Below are 16,229 nucleotides of genomic sequence, written 5' to 3' on the forward strand. Positions count from 1 at the left end.
ATAGCCGAATTAGCGCTAAGAAATGATGGGGTTTCTGCCGTTAAGTGGAATTCATTGGCTGTCGTGAAGGTAAACGTTGCAGCGCTTTTGCGTGCCGCCTCGTGGAATAAAGATATATCCCTGAAAGGCTTAGCCTCACTTGACCTGCTCTGGTAGCGTAACCGAACACACACAGGAAAAGAGGTTTTTATGGATATGCAGTGGGAAAAGCTGAGTCAGGATGTGTTCAAATCGCTCTATGAATACCAATATCGCTTACAGGCACGACCTGCTTAAGCGTCGCATTGAAGCCTATTTTAAATCCTGCGACGAGCGCATTGCCGCGAGAGAGATGATTATGCGTCTCGCGGCGCATTCGCACGCCTGGATTTTTGGCGGCATGATCCGCGATATTGGGCTTTACGGGACAAAAGGCTTCACCTCTGACATCGATGTCGTTATTAACACAACCCGTGACGCCCTGCTCGCAGATTTACAGCGTCTGGCGATTAATGATTACTGCCTGAATAAATATGGCGGCGTGCGCTTTCGCTATCAGAATATCGATTTTGATATCTGGTGCCTTGCGGATACCTGGGCGTTTCGTGAGAACCTCATCCCGCTTGAGAGCGAGCAGAGCTTGCTAAAAACCACGTTAATGTCCTGGGATGCCGTGCTGTACGGATTACATAACCGCACGCTGAGCAGCCCGGAAAACTATCTGGATGAGTTACAGCAGCGGCGCCTTGAACTGGTGCTGGGCCATACGCCGAATGCAACTGGCGCACTGGTGAAGATTTTGCGCACTATTTATGGCAAGCAGGTAGGGAAAATCGGCCCGCGTTTGGGCGCTTATCTGCAAGAACAGCTGGCGCATTACCACGATGACATGCTGCTGCGCTATGAATACGCCCATTACGCACGCCTTGCCCTTAACGGACTGCGGCTCGAAAAGCTGCGTCAGCGGCTGGCGGCTTTTGAGGCGCACGCCGATCTCACGCTTGATTTCCAGATGCCGCAACAGCAGCTGACGCTCACTCTGCCCATAAAATAAAACCGCCGCCTGTCAGGCGGCGGTTTTGACTCAGAACCCGAGGCTGTCGAGCAGGTCGTCGACCTGATCCTGGCTTGCCACGACGCCTGCGGCGGTGGCGTCCAGCTGCGGGCCATTGAGCAGGCTGTCGTTCGGGCGCTTGGCGCGCGCGTTCGGCTCCGGCATGTTCTCCAGCAGCACCATCAGAAGCTGGCGCTCAATCTCCTGGATAACATCCATCATGCGCTTAATCACCTGACCGGTCAGATCCTGGAAATCCTGTGCCATCATGATTTCCAGAAGCTGGGCGTTGGTGAAGCTGGTGTGATCCGGGACTTCTGCCAGATACTGGCGGGTGTCGGTCACCAGCTCACGCGCGTCGCTCAGTTCGATGGGGTTCGCAAACCACTCGTCCCAGCGGCCGCTCAGCGCTTTCGCGTCGTTTTCCATCTTGTTCTGGTGAGGCTGTGAAGCCTCGACGCAGTTCAGGGCGCGTTCGGCGGCCTGCGCTGTCATCTGTACCACATAGTCCAGACGGTCGCGCGCGTCCGGGATTGCTTCCGCCGCTTCTGCAATCGCCTGATCGAGCCCCAGCTCACGCAGGCTGTCGCGCAGCATGCGGGTAAGACTGCCGATACGGACAATAATGTCGCCAGTCGAATGCTCGTCAGTCGGTTTTATCGATGCCGTCATCTGCCTGTCCTCACATGCCGAGTTTTTCGAAAATCTTGCTCAGTTTTTCTTCAAGCGTCGCCGCCGTGAACGGTTTCACCACGTAGCCGCTGGCGCCTGCCTGCGCTGCCGCGATGATGTTCTCTTTCTTGGCTTCCGCCGTCACCATCAGCACCGGCATAGCGGCCATTGCGCCGTCGGCGCGGATGGTTTTGAGCAGCTCAAGGCCGTCCATGTTAGGCATGTTCCAGTCGGAAATAACAAAACCGAAACCGCCAGTCTGGAGTTTGTTGAGAGCATCCACACCATCTTCCGCTTCTTCTACGTTGTTAAAACCCAGCTCTTTGAGCAGGTTACGTACAATGCGGCGCATGGTGGAGAAGTCATCCACGACCAGAAACTTAAGATCTTTATCCGCCATAAAAACTGTACTCCTCGTTAAATACGTATTGCCTGTCCGGCACTGATTTTCGCCAGCATCTGCTGGCTGACCTGGCTTAGATCGACGACTTCGCTGACGCCACCCATGTTGATGGCCTCACGCGGCATGCCGAACACCACACAACTCGCTTCGTTTTGGGCAATGGTCCAGGCGCCCGCCTGGTGCATCGCCAGCATTCCCACCGCGCCATCGTTGCCCATCCCGGTGAGGATCACGCCCACCGCGTTGCGCCCCGCATGTTTGGCGACGGAGTGAAACAACACATCCACGGCCGGACGGTGCCGGTTCACCGGCGGTCCGTCGTGGATCTTAATCTGATAGTTCGCGCCGCTGCGTGCGAGCTCCATATGCTTATCGCCCGGGGCGATATAAGCATGGCCCGGCAGCACGCGTTCGCCGTCTTCGGCTTCTTTCACGCTAATCTGGCACAGCTTGTTCAGACGCTCGGCGAATGAACGGGTAAATCCAGGCGGCATGTGCTGGGTAATCAACACCGCCGGGCTTGAAAGCGGCAGCGGCTGGAGCACATGGCGAATCGCTTCGGTGCCGCCGGTGGAGGCGCCGATGGCAATCAGTTTTTCCGAGCTCAGCAGCGGGCCCGCTTTCAGCGTCTTCGGCACCACATCCGGCAGACGGGCGGAGATCCGCGCGCGCGAGGCGGTACGCACTTTATCGGCAATCAGCTCGCTGTAGGCCAGCATGCCTTCGCGAATACCGAGCTGCGGCTTGGTGACGAAATCCACGGCGCCGAGCTCCAGCGCGCGCAGGGTCACTTCCGAGCCTTTACCCGTCAGCGATGAAACCATCACCACTGGCATCGGGCGCAGGCGCATCAGTTTTTCCAGGAAATCGAGGCCATCCATACGCGGCATCTCGACATCCAGCGTTAATACATCCGGATTGAACTGCTTAATCAGATCGCGGGCAACCAGGGGGTCCGGCGCCGTCGCCACCATCTCCATATCGCTGTGGCTGTTGATAATTTCGGTCATGATCTGACGCATCAGCGCCGAATCATCTACTGACAACACTCTGATTTTACTCATTCTTTTTCCTTACTCAGGGCGTACACCGTCTGACCGCGCAGCGAGAATTCCCGGCTGAGGTTACTGAAGTTTTCTGAGTGGCCCGCAAACAGCAGACCGCCCGGCTTCAGCAGCGGAACAAAGCGTTTGAGGATCTCCTGCTGTGTTTCTTTATCGAAATAAATCATCACGTTGCGGCAGAAAATCGCGTCAAATGGCCCCGGTACGTTGTACTGCTTATCAAGCAGGTTCAGCGAGGCGAACTCAATCTGGTTCGCCAGTTCGTTACGCACGCGCACCAGCCCCTGATGAGGGCCTGTACCGCGCATGAAATAGCGTTGCATCTGCTGCGGCGACAGGGTTTTTAACTCCTCCTGCCGGTAGATGCCGCTCTGCGCCTTTTGCAGCACTTCGGTGTCGATATCCGTGCCGTAGACTTTCCAGCGGCCCGGCGCCGTGCCAAGCGTATCCGCGAGCGTAATGGCGATGGAGTAAGGCTCCTCGCCCGTTGACGCCGCGGCGCTCCAGATGCGGTACTCGCCGGTGCGCTTGCGGGCATGTTCCGCCAGCACCGGAAAATGGTGCGCTTCACGGAAAAACGCCGTCAGGTTCGTAGTCAGCGAGTTGATAAACGCCTGCCACTCCGCGCTGTTGGCGTTCGCTTCCAGCATGCTGAGATAGCGTCCGAAATCATCCAGGCCGAGCGTGCGCAGACGACGAACCAGACGGTTGTAGACCATATCCCGCTTATGTTCGGCCAGCACAATTCCAGCGCGCTGGTAAATCAATTGACATATCCGACGGAAGTGGGTGTCGGACAGCGCGAGGCGCTGTGTCATCTGTACTAATAATGACGTTTGCCCAGCAGGCATGGATGATGTCATAGCGCCTTCTTCTTCACAGTCAGGGTGTTCCTGGCACCACCCACGGTGGTGCGGCCATCTTGTTACGCTCGTAAGAGTCGTGTTCAAGGTTTAAGACTGAATCTCTTTTTTCATCAGCCGCGCCATCGTGGGCGCGGCTGACCGTATTCTTTCGCGTCAGGGCGCGAATGTGCGTCCTGACGGCGGCGGCGGCTTTCGTTACCCGCGTCGGGTTCGTCTTTACCGTCCACGCGCTCAGACGTTTCAACGTCGTGTAAATGTGTGCGCCCGCTTCTGCAACGTTACCGGTCCGGTTAGCCTGCATCGCGCTCCATGTGCTTGCGCAAAGCGCCATCAAAAAAAACCATCCCGACGGCATAACGATTCTGTGCAACATCCTTGCTCCCTTAGCCGGTCATAAGCCGGAATCTCGTCAGAACGTTTCCCAGTTATCCTGCCCGGCGGCGACCGGTTTGCCCGCCGCAAACGTTGTCCCGACCGGCTCGGCGCGCGCCGCGACAGGCGTCGGACGCGCGCTGGCGCGTGTCGCCGCGAGGCGGAAGGCGGCGACCGCCTGCGACAGACGGCTTGCCTGATCTTCCAGCGCACCGGCAGCGGCAGCGGACTGCTGTACCAGCGAGGCGTTCTGCTGCGTGACGCGGTCCATCTCGGAGACCGCCAGCGCCACCTGGTCGATACCGCGGCTCTGCTCGTCAGAGGCAGAGGCGATTTCGCCCATGATGTCGGTCACGCGGGTCACGGCGCCGACAATCTCCTGCATCGTTTCACCGGCGCTTTCCACCAGCACAGAGCCGGAATCGACGCGGGAGACGGAATCTTCAATCAGCGCTTTAATCTCTTTCGCCGCCTGGGCGCTGCGGCTCGCGAGGTTACGCACCTCGCCCGCGACGACCGCGAAGCCGCGGCCCTGCTCCCCTGCCCGCGCGGCTTCCACCGCGGCGTTCAGCGCCAGAATGTTGGTCTGGAAGGCGATGCCATCAATCACGCTGGTAATGTCTGAAATCTTTTTCGAGCTGGCGGCGATGTCGTGCATGGTATTCACCACGCCATCGACCACTTTGCCGCCGCGCTGCGCGGTTTCCGACGCGCTCAGCGCCAGCTGCGACGCCTGACGGGCGTTCTCCGCGTTCTGCTTCACGGTCGCGGTCAGCTCTTCCATGCTGGCGGCGGTCTGCTCCAGCGCCGACGCCTGCTCTTCGGTACGCGAAGAGAGATCGGTGTTGCCGGCCGCGATTTCGCTGGTGCCGCTGTAAATCGCATCGGTGCCTTCACGCACGCTGCTGACCGTCTGGATCAGCGCCTGCTGCATGTGCTGGACGCTCGCCGACAGCTCGGTTATCTCGTTGCGCCCGGTCACGGTAATGGTTTCGGTCAGGTTGCCGCCCGCGATCTCGCGGATATGTTGGATAACCCCCGCGAGTGGCGTCAGCAGAACATGGCGAATGCCGTACCACACGAGCGTAATCACCAGCACCACCAGTACGGCCAAAATGGCGGTCTGCCACTGGGCCAGGCGGAAATCGCTGCGGCTTTCGTCCCACGCCTTTTGCGCCAGACGCACGTTCACGTCGTCATAACGCACCACGGCTTTTTCCAGCGCGTTCTGTTTGCCCTGCGTCGCCTGTGCGAAGTAAGCATCCATGTTGCCGGTTTCCAGGTACTGCACCAGCTCGCTCAGCGCCTGGTAGTAATCGCGATAACTGGTTTCAACGTCACCTGCCGCCGCGTTGATTTCCGGCACGTCCACCGTCACACCTTTGAAAGCGTTAAAGTGCGTGTCCGCCTCAGCCAGCACCTTTTTCGCGGTATTAAGCAGGTCGGTTTTCGCGCTGCTCTGCTGGTTGCTCGCGTCCATCATCATGCGCGCCGCAGAGCGGCTTAAGTTGATGCGGGTTTGCAGCAACAAATTCCACGACTGGTTAAGCTGCGCCTGTTGCAGACGTAACTGGTGCGAGGCAGCGAAACTCTGCTGGTTGTTATTCAGTGACGAAAAAAACAGTCCACCGGAAATGAATTGCAGCAGTGCGAAGACCACCAGCACCATCATCAGCAGTGAGACAACGCGGATACGATTCAACATGCGACACCTTCCTTCTGGTTCCTGAAGGGGTTATCGGCATGGCCTGGGGGAACTTTATCGTTGTGTTAAGGAAATTTGCGTTAGTCGGCGGCGGCGTCAGAAGGCGACGTCCACCACCAGCGTATCGGTGTAACTCCCGGCGGGCGGCGTGTTTTGCGTGGCGAGAATACGCGCCGTGTATTGATAGGATCGCAGCAGGCCATCGGTGCTGACCTGGGTGGCGCTGTCGCTTGCCCAGCGTTCGGTGCCGCTGACGCCCCAGCGGTTGGCGGTACTGCCTTTGTAGATCTCATAGCTGAGCCGGTTGGCGCCGCTCGCCATATTGCGCACGCTGCCGACGGCGTTGTTGCCATTGTTAATGCCAACGGTGTAGAGGCTGCCTTTGGTGCAGGTGATGGCGATGGTTTGCGATACGGGCGCGAAATCTTTAACCAGCGGGGCGCTGGCGAAGTTAAGGTTCGGCGCGCTGATGGTACTGCAATCATTGGTGACAGTGAGCGTCACGAGGCTTGTGAATGTCCCGGTGCCGGTCTGCGGGCTCAGGCAGACCGCAACGCCCACCGCACAGATGCTGTAGCTGACGCTGAAGTTGAGCGTCACCTGGTAAGCGCCCGCGGCGACGTTCTGTCCCTGTAGCGTGCGAATATAGACAGGAAAGGTGTAACGCTTGTTGGTCAGAAGATTCAGCAGCGCCTGGCCGGTCCAGCGATAGCTGCCGTTCAGGGTCAGTTCACTGCCGGACGAACACCCGCTCTGGGCGCAGACCTGCAAGGGAATGCGATCGGTGGCGTCGCCGCTGCGCCCAAGCGTCGGGCGGGTGTCGGCGCTGGTGGTGGCACCCGTGAGCGTCAGGGTCACAAAATCATTGTTGAGCACGTTAAACGCGGTGTCGCAATCCACCGTCAGCGTCGCCGACGTGGTCTGCACGGTGCTGTTGATGACAAACGACGTCTGGCTGCCGTAGGCGGCGTTGGTGCCGCTGACGCGACATGCCGCGAGCGCCGGCAGGCTTGAGAGCAACAGGATCATTAACAGCAGCAGACGCATCATGGCGCAACCTCGCGGCAAGTAAGCGGACCATAGGTTTCCAGACGGTGCTGACGGGCGGGGCCGACCGTCAGCGTCACGCTGCACGTTTTGCCGTCCGGTTTGACGACGCGCAACGGGTTTACCTCGCCAATATTTTCAAGCCACGCGATCCCGTCGTAGCCCACCACGGCCGTTGCCCGGTCAGGGCGCAGCACCTGGCTTGCCACGGGCAACGGCAGGCCGTTCTCATCATGCAGGATAACGCTCGCCACCCGCTCCTGCTCCATCGCAAACGTCACCAGATAGCCGCTGTTGCGCCGCAGCGCAAGCCGCCTTTCAGTATCGCGAATACGGGTATCGGCCGGGAGGTTGAGCGCGTCGATGCTGTAGGTCGCCGGATAGTACGAGGTGACGCCGCTCACCAGCAGATAGCCCTCTTCGTCGGTCTCGCCTATCGGCTGGTTTTCAAAGTTCACCGTCACGCCCGGCTGTCCCTGGGTGCTGACGACCGCAAACGCGTCGTTTATCTGATTCGCCGCGAACAACTCGCCATCCAGCGTCACCAGCGAGCCGGTTGCTTCCCCCCAGCGGGTGAGGTTTTTAGTCTGGCCGTAGATCCCGCCCTGCATTTCGACATGATTATTGCGCCAGCCGAGCGTTGCCTGCTGGTAGTTATCGTCCTGCGACTGGTTAGCGTAAGCCATATTCCAGCTAAAGCCGCCGTCGCTTGGCATCGCGCGGCTGTAGTTGACGCGCTGCGTGCTGCCGCTTTCCGGCGTGGTTTCGGCGCTGAGCGCCACCGAGCTCTGCTCGCCAAGCGGGATTTGCAGCGAAAGCGCGAACGTCCAGTCGCGATCTTCATAGTCGTGGCTCGCGGCGAGATAAAGACTGCTGTTCCACAACGTTTTGTTCCAGGAAAGGTTCAGCAGCCGGGTGTGGTCGCGGTTGAAGGTCTGCACGTCGAGCCAGGCCGCGCCGACGCTGCCCGCCGCGCCCATATTAAGCGTCAGCGCATACTGCGTGGTTTCGCGACTTAAGGTGACGATAGGCTGCTGATACTGATCGTAACGCACCGGTTGATCGTAGAGCGCCAGGTTGCCGAACCCGCGCGTGCGCCGGGTCTGCTGCGTCGAGAGACTGAAGCCGGCCGTATTGTACTGATACCCCCAGTTCCACTGCTGGCCGCTCTGCTCGCGCATCGAGCTCCAGCTGCCCGCGCCGTTGATAACGCCGAAGCGGCCGATTTTAAACAGCGACCCGACGCCGCCGAGCGTTAGTCTTTCCGCCGCCTCGCCGTGGGTTTCCAGCGTCCAGAAATCGGTCACGCCGTAGCGCCAGGAGCCGCTCGCCGCCGCCGGGCCGTAGTCGAAATTTTTCACGCCGTAGTTGCGCCGCAGCGCGCCCGCGCTGAAAGCGCCGTCGCTTAAGCTGGGCTTTAGCAGCTCGCTTGCCACATAAAACGGCAGCGTGGTGGAGACCTGGCGGCCCAGCGCGTCGGTAGTGACCAGCACGGCGTCGCCGGAGCCGTTGATGTACGGCAGGTTGGTAAGCGTAAACGGGCCGGGCGTGAGCTCCGTCGAGCCGGAGCGATAGCCGTTGATAAACACATCAACGGTGGAGGGCACCGCCGCCTCGCCGGAAAACGCGGGCAGCGGATAGGTAATGAGATCGGGACGCAGCGAGAAATCGCGGCCGACGTTGATGCCACCCAGGCGCACGCTGTTGCTCCAGCTCAGGCTGTCGCTTATCACATCGCCCAGCGACCAGCTCCAGGCGTTGTCGTCGTTGGTGCTGTTAAAGGTGGTGTCGTAGCGCATATAGCCTTCATCCTGCCCCGGATAGCCGCGAAACACTTCGCGCAGCGCCCCGGTGGAAGAGAGCGACCCGCCGTCGCCGAAGAGGCGCATCTCATGCCACAGCGAGGCCTGCCGCAGGCCGTGGTTGGTGTCGCTCGCGTAAAAGTCGTAGTTCAGCACCGCGCCGTTGCTGGCGCGCGGGCGCACCCGCCGCTCCTGCTCGCCGAGCGCCACCGTGCGCGACGCCACCCAGTCCGTGGGCACGGTCAGCAGCAGCCGCTGGCCGACGCTGTCATAACGGCTTTTCACCTGCGGGAGCGAGTCGACATTGACGTCGCCCGTCGGGAGTTTATTGCCCGGCAGCCCGGCGCGTTGCAGATCCGCCGACGAGACCCACATCGCGCCAGCGCGCCGCGTCACCGGCACCACCAGCCCGGTGTCGTAATAGTTCACCACCAGCGAAAGATGAAACACCGCCTGGCGCTCAATAGCCTGCACGTCCGGAGGCGGCGGCAGCGCGTCATCGCCTTCCAGGGCATTAACCCCGGGAGAGACGACGCAAAGCAGGCTGGTTATCACCCCCCGAAAAATTATCGGGCGGCGGCGTGCCATTTCGCCTCACGGGCATTGACGGAGGCGCTAAGCTGGGTGGGTTGCGGCACGCCTGCGGGCAGCGGGAAAACGCGCGCCTGGCCGGGCAGCACATAGCCCAGCAGCCCCTCCGCCAGGGTGCGGCTCTGGCCGCCCTGCTGTACCGTCACCTGGCTGATGCGCGCGTGGATCTGATCGCGGTTGGTGATTTCAATCGCCGGCTGGCCGTTATCCCGGATAACCCGCCACGAGAGGTTTTCCGGCTCCAGGAACGCGTGGTGCGCGCCCGTGCGCTGCGTGACGACGCCCTGCCCGTAGGCGAAGAGCGGAATCGAGTAGCGCATTTGCAGCTTCAGGCCGAGCTGCGGCTTGCCAGGTTCGGTAGGCTGCGGAATTTCATCTACGACGATGCGGTAAGCCTGCTCGACGCCCGCCGGGATCTCCGCCTGGCGGATCAAACGAATTAACTGTTTTTTATTGCCGTCGATGCGCACGATAGGCGGGCTCGCCACCACGTCCTGCTGCTGCTGATAGCGCTCGTTGCCGCCTTCCTGACGCCAGCGCACAATGCGCACCTGCATGGTCATAGGCGCAGCGCCCTGATTCTGGATCCACAACTCCGCCGCCTTGTCGTCGGGCGCGAGGTAGGGATCGATAGGCCAGATAAGCATATTGCCAGCCGCCCAGGCGCTGCCTGCGGTCAGCCAAAACGCGGCGGCCAGTCCGGACCGCCTGAGAGACGTTGCGAAGCGCATCGTGTCTGCTCTCCCTGTATCACCATGATAATGTCACCGTGAGCCTGTCGGTGTAGGCGCCGGCGGGGCTGAAGCCCGTAAGCTGCGCTGCGCCAAAAATCGGCAGCGAAATGTTATTGCTGTTGCTGTAGGCGATGGAGACCGCCTGGTTGACGCCGATTTCACTCGCCGCATTGAGCGAGCTTGACGTATAGAGCCGGTACGGCACCCGTTCGGTGCCGCCGCCGCGAACCAGATTGCGCACCGAGGAACCATAGTTCTGGCCGCCATCGATGCTCATGCTGAGCGCCACGCCCGGCGTGCAGGCGAGAAGCAGCGAGGAAGACGGGACAAAGCTTGCGCTGACGCGCGCGTTGTCCACGCCGCTGCGGGTGCCGAAATTCAGCGTACCGAGCGTGCCGCCGGCGCCGGTAGTGACCGAGCATCCGGCGGCGACGGTCGCGCTGACCTGAAAAGACTGCGTCGTAATGGCCTGCGCCGCGCCGCTAAGGGCAAGAAATACCCCAACCGCACTCCATTGAATTCGCCGCACAGCGCTCCCCTGGGGCAACCGCGCCCGGTCGCCCGTCATCCTCATCTCTGCCCTGCTGGCGCTTAGTAGGTCACGCTGACGTTGATGGTGTCGGTGTAAGTGCCCGGCACCACCGTTACGCTGTTGCCGCCGCCCTGGATACGGCCATAGATGGTGTAGTTGCTCACCCCGCCGGTCGTTGACGCGGCCGGAATCGAGGCGTTGTTGGCGATGACGTTCTGGAAGGCGCTGTCGCTGTAGAGGCTATAGGCCACGCCCTGGGCGGTATTGGTGGTGTTCACCAGATAACGGCCCGGCGTGCCTGGCGTACCGACCACGGTGCCCGGCGCCTGGTTGGTGCTGCCGGTTATCTGCACGGTGTATTCCGGCGTGGTGCACTGGATGGAAAAGGTGTTGCCGCCGCCCGCGCCCGTGAGCTGAGTGGTTAACGTGGAAAAGGTCGCCGGACTGGTCCCGAAGTTCAGGGTACCGAAGTTGATCCCGTTCTGGCTCGGCGAGCCGTTAATCAGGCAACCATTAGTCAGCGTTAAGGTTGCCCCGATAGTCCCGCTGCTGGTAACCGCGTGGCTGGCAGGCGCGCCCAGCATCATGCCGGCACCGAAGACAACAGCTAAAAGACGTGTTTTCATCGTGTTTATCCTCAAACTCAGAACGGAATCGACGCGCTGTCGGGCCGCGATGGCGGCACGCGCAAAGACATGCAGCGCGTCAGGCGAGACGCTAAACTGAAATTTAGTTTATGTTTCAAAACATCACAAAAGTTGTTAAACGTGTCGGTGAGGAGGGATGTTCAGGCAGGAAAATCTATTATAAACAATCGGTTAAATTTATTTCGCGTGATAAAAATGTAAATGGCAAATGATATATTAATCATTTTGTGATCTGAATCACGGTTTGACAGGCATTAATCGCCAGAAAACCGCGCGGCGAACACGCGATCCGCATAAGCGCCCGCGCCGTTAAGCGCCCTGCCCGGCGCGCGGCCAAAAAAAAGGGGCGCTTTCGCGCCCCATGCCACTGCTTTTCTTGTTGTCACGCCACGCGGGCGGTTGCACTGTCAATCAGTTCCATTTCTTCACTGTTGAGCAGCTTCTCAATGTGTACCAGAATCAGCATGCGTTCGCCAATAGCGCCGAGGCCGGTGAGGTATTCTGTGGAGAGCGTCACAGCGAATTCCGGCGCCGGGCGAATCTGATCGGCGGTGAGGGACAGCACGTCAGACACGCCGTCTACCACAATGCCGACCACACGCTGGCCGAAGTTCAGCACGATAACTACGGTGTTTTCGTTATATTCCACATCGCCCTGTTCGAACTTCACGCGCAGGTCAACGATAGGCACGATAACGCCGCGCAGGTTGGTGACGCCTTTGATGAAAGACGGCGTGTTCGCGATACGGGTTACCTGATCGTAACCACGAATTTCCTGCACTTTGAGAATATCGATACCATATTCTTCGTCGCCCAGGGTGAATACCAGGAACTCCTGGCCAGACGGCTCGCCGGCCAGTTTAGTGACGTTGCTCATACCGGTCATATTACTTACCTTTTCTACGAAAGTGGCTTCAGGCGGCGGTCGGCGCCAGACGTTGCTCACGGTTTAAACTTTGCAGCGCGGATACATCAACAATCAGCGCCACGCTACCATCGCCCAGAATAGTGGCGGCCGAAATTCCCGGCACCTTGCGATAGTTACTCTCAAGGTTTTTCACCACGACCTGGTGCTGACCAATCAGCTGATCGACCAGCAGTGCATAACGGCGACCGGCGCTCTGCAGGATAACGACAATGCCCTGCGTCGCTTCGGTTTTGGCCCCTTGCACATTAAAGACTTTCCACAGCTCCACCAGCGGCAGATATTCGCCACGCACTTCCAGTACGCGCTCGCCGCCTGCCAGCGGATGCAGATCTTCTTCACGCGGTTGCAGCGATTCCATTACCGCGTTCAACGGCAGAATAAAGACTTCTTCGTTTACCTTAACCGACATGCCGTCGAGGATTGCCAGCGTCAGCGGCAGCAGGATACGGATAGTCGTGCCCTGCCCCTGACGGGAAGCGATTTCGACATGGCCGCCCATCTCCTGAATGTTACGTTTCACCACGTCCATGCCGACGCCGCGACCCGATACGTCGGTCACTTGCTCAGCCGTAGAGAAGCCCGGCGCGAAGATGAGCATGCCCACTTCGTCATCAGTCATGCTTTCGCTGACGGCCATACCCTGCGACATCGCTTTGGCAAGGATGCGCTCGCGGTTAAGGCCCGCGCCGTCGTCGGTCACTTCGATACAGATGTTGCCGCCCTGATGCTCCGCAGAGAGGATCAGGTTGCCCACCGGCGACTTCCCGGCGTCGGCGCGTTTTTCCGGCGCTTCGATACCGTGGTCGAGACTGTTACGCACCAGGTGCGTTAACGGGTCGATGATGCGCTCGATAAGGCTCTTGTCGAGTTCGGTGGAGCTGCCCTGCAGCGTCAGTTCAACCTGTTTGCCAAGCTTGCTCGCCAGATCGCGAACCAGACGCGGGAAGCGGCTGAAGACGTATTCCATCGGCATCATACGGATGGACATCACCGATTCCTGCAGATCGCGGGCGTTACGTTGTAACTGACCCATGCTGGTGATCAGGTCGCCATGGGTGACCGGATCCAGCTCATTAGAGCGCTGCTGGAGCATCGACTGGGTGATAACGAGCTCGCCCACCAGGTTGATAAGCTGGTCGACTTTCTCCACCGCAACGCGGATGCTGGTGTTTTCTTTCTCGCGAGCCGGTTTGTTCTGCTCAGCGCGCGGGGCGCTGGCGGCAGGCGCTTTGGCGACCGGCGCGGCGACAGGCGCAACCGGCGCAGGCGCGGCCTGAGCGACTGGCTCCGCCGGTGCGGCAGGCGCAGGTTCAGCGGCCGGCAGCGGCAGGAATTCAATCTGGTCGATTTCGATAACGAAGCAGAGCACCGCCGTGATGTCATCTGCGCTGGCGCTGGTTTCGAGCGTCGCAATCAGGTGATCGTCAGCTTTCTCAATCTGGCTTAAGGTGCCGAGGTTGCTGAGTTCTTCCTGCAACAGTTCGGTTTCATTGCCTTTGAGCTTGCCAAGCTTGATGCGCAGCTTGCCGCCATCCGTCGCCGCAGCCGGCGCTGGCGTTGCGCTGTCTGTTTCGACAACAGAGAGTTTCGCCGCGGCCGCAGGCGCTTCGCCTTTGGCCTCGAGCGCCAGTTGACGCAGCGCCTGACAGATATATTCAAAGCTGGCTGCGTCCGGCTCCTGAGAGCTTTTATAAGCGTCAAGCTGTTCCTGCATAATATCTTTGGTTTCCAAAAACAGGTTGATGATGTCGGTGTTAAGTTGCATTTCACCCCGACGTGCTTCATCCAGCAGGTTTTCCATCAGATGGGTGGTTTCCTGCAGGATGGTGAAGCCAAAGGTCCCCGCTCCGCCCTTAATAGAGTGTGCGGCGCGGAATATGGCATTTAGCTGTTCGGCATCCGGCGCTTCGGGCACCAGATCGAGCAAATGCTGCTCCATGTCGGCCAACAGTTCGTCGGCCTCATCGAAAAATGTCTGATAAAAATCGCTAATATCCATACTCACGCTATCACCTCGTAACCGGTTGGGACGGTGTTGGGTTTGAGGCCGGGGGGACGGCGCCCGGTTGTTGTAAAACGCTCAGTGACTCGTTTTCGCTTTCGGCGTTTTCATGCACGATGGCATCTTCCGACTGCTTATTAAGCACCAGCAAACTTATCCGGCGGTTGAGGGCTTCATTGGCGCCTTTTTCCGCCAGTCGCATCGTGGCGGCCATGCCGACCACGCGCAGTACCTTGCCATCATCAAGCCCGCCGATAACCAGCTCGCGACGCGACGCGTTAGCGCGGTCTGCCGAGAGTTCCCAGTTACTGTAACCGCGTTCGCCGTTAGCGTACGGGAAGTCATCGGTATGGCCTGACAGGCTGACTCTGTTAGGTATCCCGTTCAGCACCGGCGCGATAGCGCGCAGAATGTCGCGCATATACGGCTCTACTTCGGCGCTGCCGGTTTTAAACATCGGCCGGTTCTGGCTGTCGATAATCTGAATACGCAACCCTTCCTGCACCAGGTCGATGCGCAGGTGCGGCCGCAGCGCGCGCAGTTTCGGGTCGGCTTCGATCAGCTGATCCAGATCGCCGCGCAGTTTCTGCAGGCGATTACGCTCCATGCGTTTTTTAAGCTCGTCGATGTTCGGTTCTTTTTTCACTTCGCCCTGCGATTGCGTGACGTCATCTCCACCCCCAGGGATCGGGCTCTGGCTATCGGCGATACGCTGCCCACCGGTGATGGCGGCTGACAGCGGCGTGCGGAAATATTCCGCAATCTGCGTCAGCTCCTTCGGACTGGAGATGGAGATAAGCCACATCACCAGAAAGAAGGCCATCATGGCGGTCATAAAGTCGGCGTAAGCAATTTTCCAGGAGCCGTGCGATCCGCCGCCGTGCCCTTTATGCTTGCGCTTTTTTACGATAACGACGGGGTGGTTGCTGTTTTTCATGCGTCTTCTGTCACCTGCTGCTGATTAGGCGATTTCACCGCGCGAACGTGTTCATCGAGCTCGGTGAAGGACGGACGCTCGCTCGAATAGAGCGTCTTACGGCCAAACTCAACCGCGATAGGCGGCGCATAACCGTTAAGGCTTGAAAGCAGCGTCACTTTTACGCACTGCATCATCTTGGTGGTTTCAGCGCTCTTCTGGCGCAGCACGGTGGCGAGCGGCGACACAAAGCCGTACGCCAGCAGGATGCCGAGGAACGTCCCCACCATCGCGTGAGCGATAAGCGCGCCGAGCTCTGCCGCCGGACGGTCCGCAGACGCCAGCGCGTGCACCACGCCCATTACCGCCGCCACGATACCGAATGCCGGCAGCGAGTCGCCCATCAGCGCCAGGCTGTTGGCCGGCACTTCGGCTTCGCTTTCATGGGTTTCGATTTCTTCGTCCATCAGCGCTTCAATCTCAAAGGTGTTCATATTGCCGCTGATGATGAGACGCAGATAATCGGTGATGAACTCCAGCATGGTGTTGTCCGCCAGAATGCGCGGGTAGCTGGTAAAGATTTCGCTCTCTTTCGGGTTCTCGATATCACGTTCCAGCGAGAACATGCCCTGCTGGCGCGATTTGGTCATCAGGCGATACAGCAGCGCCATCAGATCCATGTACATACTTTTGGTGTATTTGGAGCGGCGAAACAGCAGCGGCAGCGCCTTCAGCGTGCCCTTAATCGCTTTGCCGTTATTCCCGACGATAAACGCACCCACACCCGCCCCGCCGATGATGATTAATTCAGCAGGTTGATAGAGTGCACCAAGCTCTCCCCCGGTAATCATGTAACCACCGAAGACTGTTCCCAGAATGACCAGGTAACCTATTAAAATCAGCACGACATCATCC

The 16,229-nt window shown here is 59.4% G+C and carries 16 protein-coding genes; 1 reads left to right on the top strand and 15 read right to left on the bottom strand.

Going from position 1 to position 16,229, the window contains the following annotated elements:
* Window positions 1-238: 238 nt before the first annotated feature.
* A complete protein-coding gene (locus tag AFK67_RS12405) occupies window positions 239-1,033 on the top strand; it encodes a hypothetical protein (RefSeq protein WP_007719406.1) in 795 nt (264 codons plus the stop codon).
* A gap of 30 nt (window positions 1,034-1,063) precedes the next feature.
* Here the strand turns inward: AFK67_RS12405 and cheZ are convergent, their stop codons facing one another.
* The 15 genes from cheZ to motA all read right to left on the bottom strand — a co-directional run bounded on the left by cheZ (window position 1,064) and on the right by motA (window position 16,219).
* Entirely contained in the window at window positions 1,064-1,705 is a 642-nt protein-coding gene (cheZ, locus tag AFK67_RS12410) for a protein phosphatase CheZ (RefSeq protein WP_007719409.1), read from the bottom strand.
* Between the two features lie 10 nt (window positions 1,706-1,715).
* The gene (gene cheY, locus AFK67_RS12415; RefSeq protein ID WP_007719411.1) at window positions 1,716-2,105 is read right to left on the bottom strand and encodes a chemotaxis response regulator CheY; all 390 of its coding nucleotides are present in this window, start codon (window positions 2,103-2,105) and stop codon (window positions 1,716-1,718) included.
* A 17-nt stretch (window positions 2,106-2,122) separates the two neighbouring features.
* On the bottom strand, window positions 2,123-3,172 hold the full coding sequence (locus AFK67_RS12420; RefSeq protein ID WP_007719414.1) for a protein-glutamate methylesterase/protein-glutamine glutaminase: 1,050 nt from the start codon (window positions 3,170-3,172) through the stop codon (window positions 2,123-2,125).
* A complete protein-coding gene (gene cheR / locus AFK67_RS12425) occupies window positions 3,169-4,035 on the bottom strand; it encodes a protein-glutamate O-methyltransferase CheR (protein WP_032967028.1) in 867 nt (288 codons plus the stop codon). The genes AFK67_RS12420 and cheR overlap by 4 nt, the downstream gene beginning before the upstream one ends.
* A gap of 19 nt (window positions 4,036-4,054) precedes the next feature.
* Window positions 4,055-4,411 carry a hypothetical protein gene (locus tag AFK67_RS12430; protein ID WP_235047908.1) on the bottom strand — a complete coding sequence of 119 codons (357 nt, stop codon included), beginning with the start codon at window positions 4,409-4,411 and terminating at the stop codon, window positions 4,055-4,057.
* 36 nt (window positions 4,412-4,447) lie between these two features.
* The gene (gene tar / locus AFK67_RS12435; protein WP_007719423.1) at window positions 4,448-6,115 is read right to left on the bottom strand and encodes a methyl-accepting chemotaxis protein II; all 1,668 of its coding nucleotides are present in this window, start codon (window positions 6,113-6,115) and stop codon (window positions 4,448-4,450) included.
* A 96-nt stretch (window positions 6,116-6,211) separates the two neighbouring features.
* Complete coding sequence (locus tag AFK67_RS12440; protein WP_007719427.1) at window positions 6,212-7,165, bottom strand: Csu type fimbrial protein; 954 nt, start codon at window positions 7,163-7,165, stop codon at window positions 6,212-6,214.
* Complete coding sequence (locus tag AFK67_RS12445) at window positions 7,162-9,552, bottom strand: fimbria/pilus outer membrane usher protein (RefSeq protein ID WP_032967029.1); 2,391 nt, start codon at window positions 9,550-9,552, stop codon at window positions 7,162-7,164. The genes AFK67_RS12440 and AFK67_RS12445 overlap by 4 nt, the downstream gene beginning before the upstream one ends.
* Window positions 9,531-10,286, bottom strand: a complete 756-nt coding sequence (locus AFK67_RS12450; protein ID WP_038883294.1) for a fimbrial biogenesis chaperone — start codon at window positions 10,284-10,286, stop codon at window positions 9,531-9,533. Before AFK67_RS12450 ends, AFK67_RS12445 begins: the two co-directional genes overlap by 22 nt.
* Before the next feature lie 19 nt (window positions 10,287-10,305).
* Entirely contained in the window at window positions 10,306-10,818 is a 513-nt protein-coding gene (locus AFK67_RS12455) for a Csu type fimbrial protein (protein WP_007719437.1), read from the bottom strand.
* Between the two features lie 62 nt (window positions 10,819-10,880).
* Window positions 10,881-11,447, bottom strand: a complete 567-nt coding sequence (locus AFK67_RS12460; RefSeq protein WP_038871165.1) for a Csu type fimbrial protein — start codon at window positions 11,445-11,447, stop codon at window positions 10,881-10,883.
* Between the two features lie 403 nt (window positions 11,448-11,850).
* Entirely contained in the window at window positions 11,851-12,354 is a 504-nt protein-coding gene (cheW, locus tag AFK67_RS12465; RefSeq protein ID WP_007719446.1) for a chemotaxis protein CheW, read from the bottom strand.
* 28 nt (window positions 12,355-12,382) lie between these two features.
* On the bottom strand, window positions 12,383-14,395 hold the full coding sequence (cheA, locus tag AFK67_RS12470) for a chemotaxis protein CheA (protein ID WP_032967036.1): 2,013 nt from the start codon (window positions 14,393-14,395) through the stop codon (window positions 12,383-12,385).
* A gap of 10 nt (window positions 14,396-14,405) precedes the next feature.
* Window positions 14,406-15,335 (bottom strand): flagellar motor protein MotB, encoded by a 930-nt coding sequence (gene motB, locus AFK67_RS12475; protein WP_038883291.1) that lies wholly within the window; start codon window positions 15,333-15,335, stop codon window positions 14,406-14,408.
* Window positions 15,332-16,219 carry a flagellar motor stator protein MotA gene (gene motA, locus AFK67_RS12480; protein ID WP_004384888.1) on the bottom strand — a complete coding sequence of 296 codons (888 nt, stop codon included), beginning with the start codon at window positions 16,217-16,219 and terminating at the stop codon, window positions 15,332-15,334. The genes motB and motA overlap by 4 nt, the downstream gene beginning before the upstream one ends.
* Window positions 16,220-16,229: the final 10 nt, after the last annotated feature.

Origin of the sequence: Cronobacter dublinensis subsp. dublinensis LMG 23823 (genome assembly GCF_001277235.1) — a bacterium.
GTDB lineage: Bacteria > Pseudomonadota > Gammaproteobacteria > Enterobacterales > Enterobacteriaceae > Cronobacter > Cronobacter dublinensis.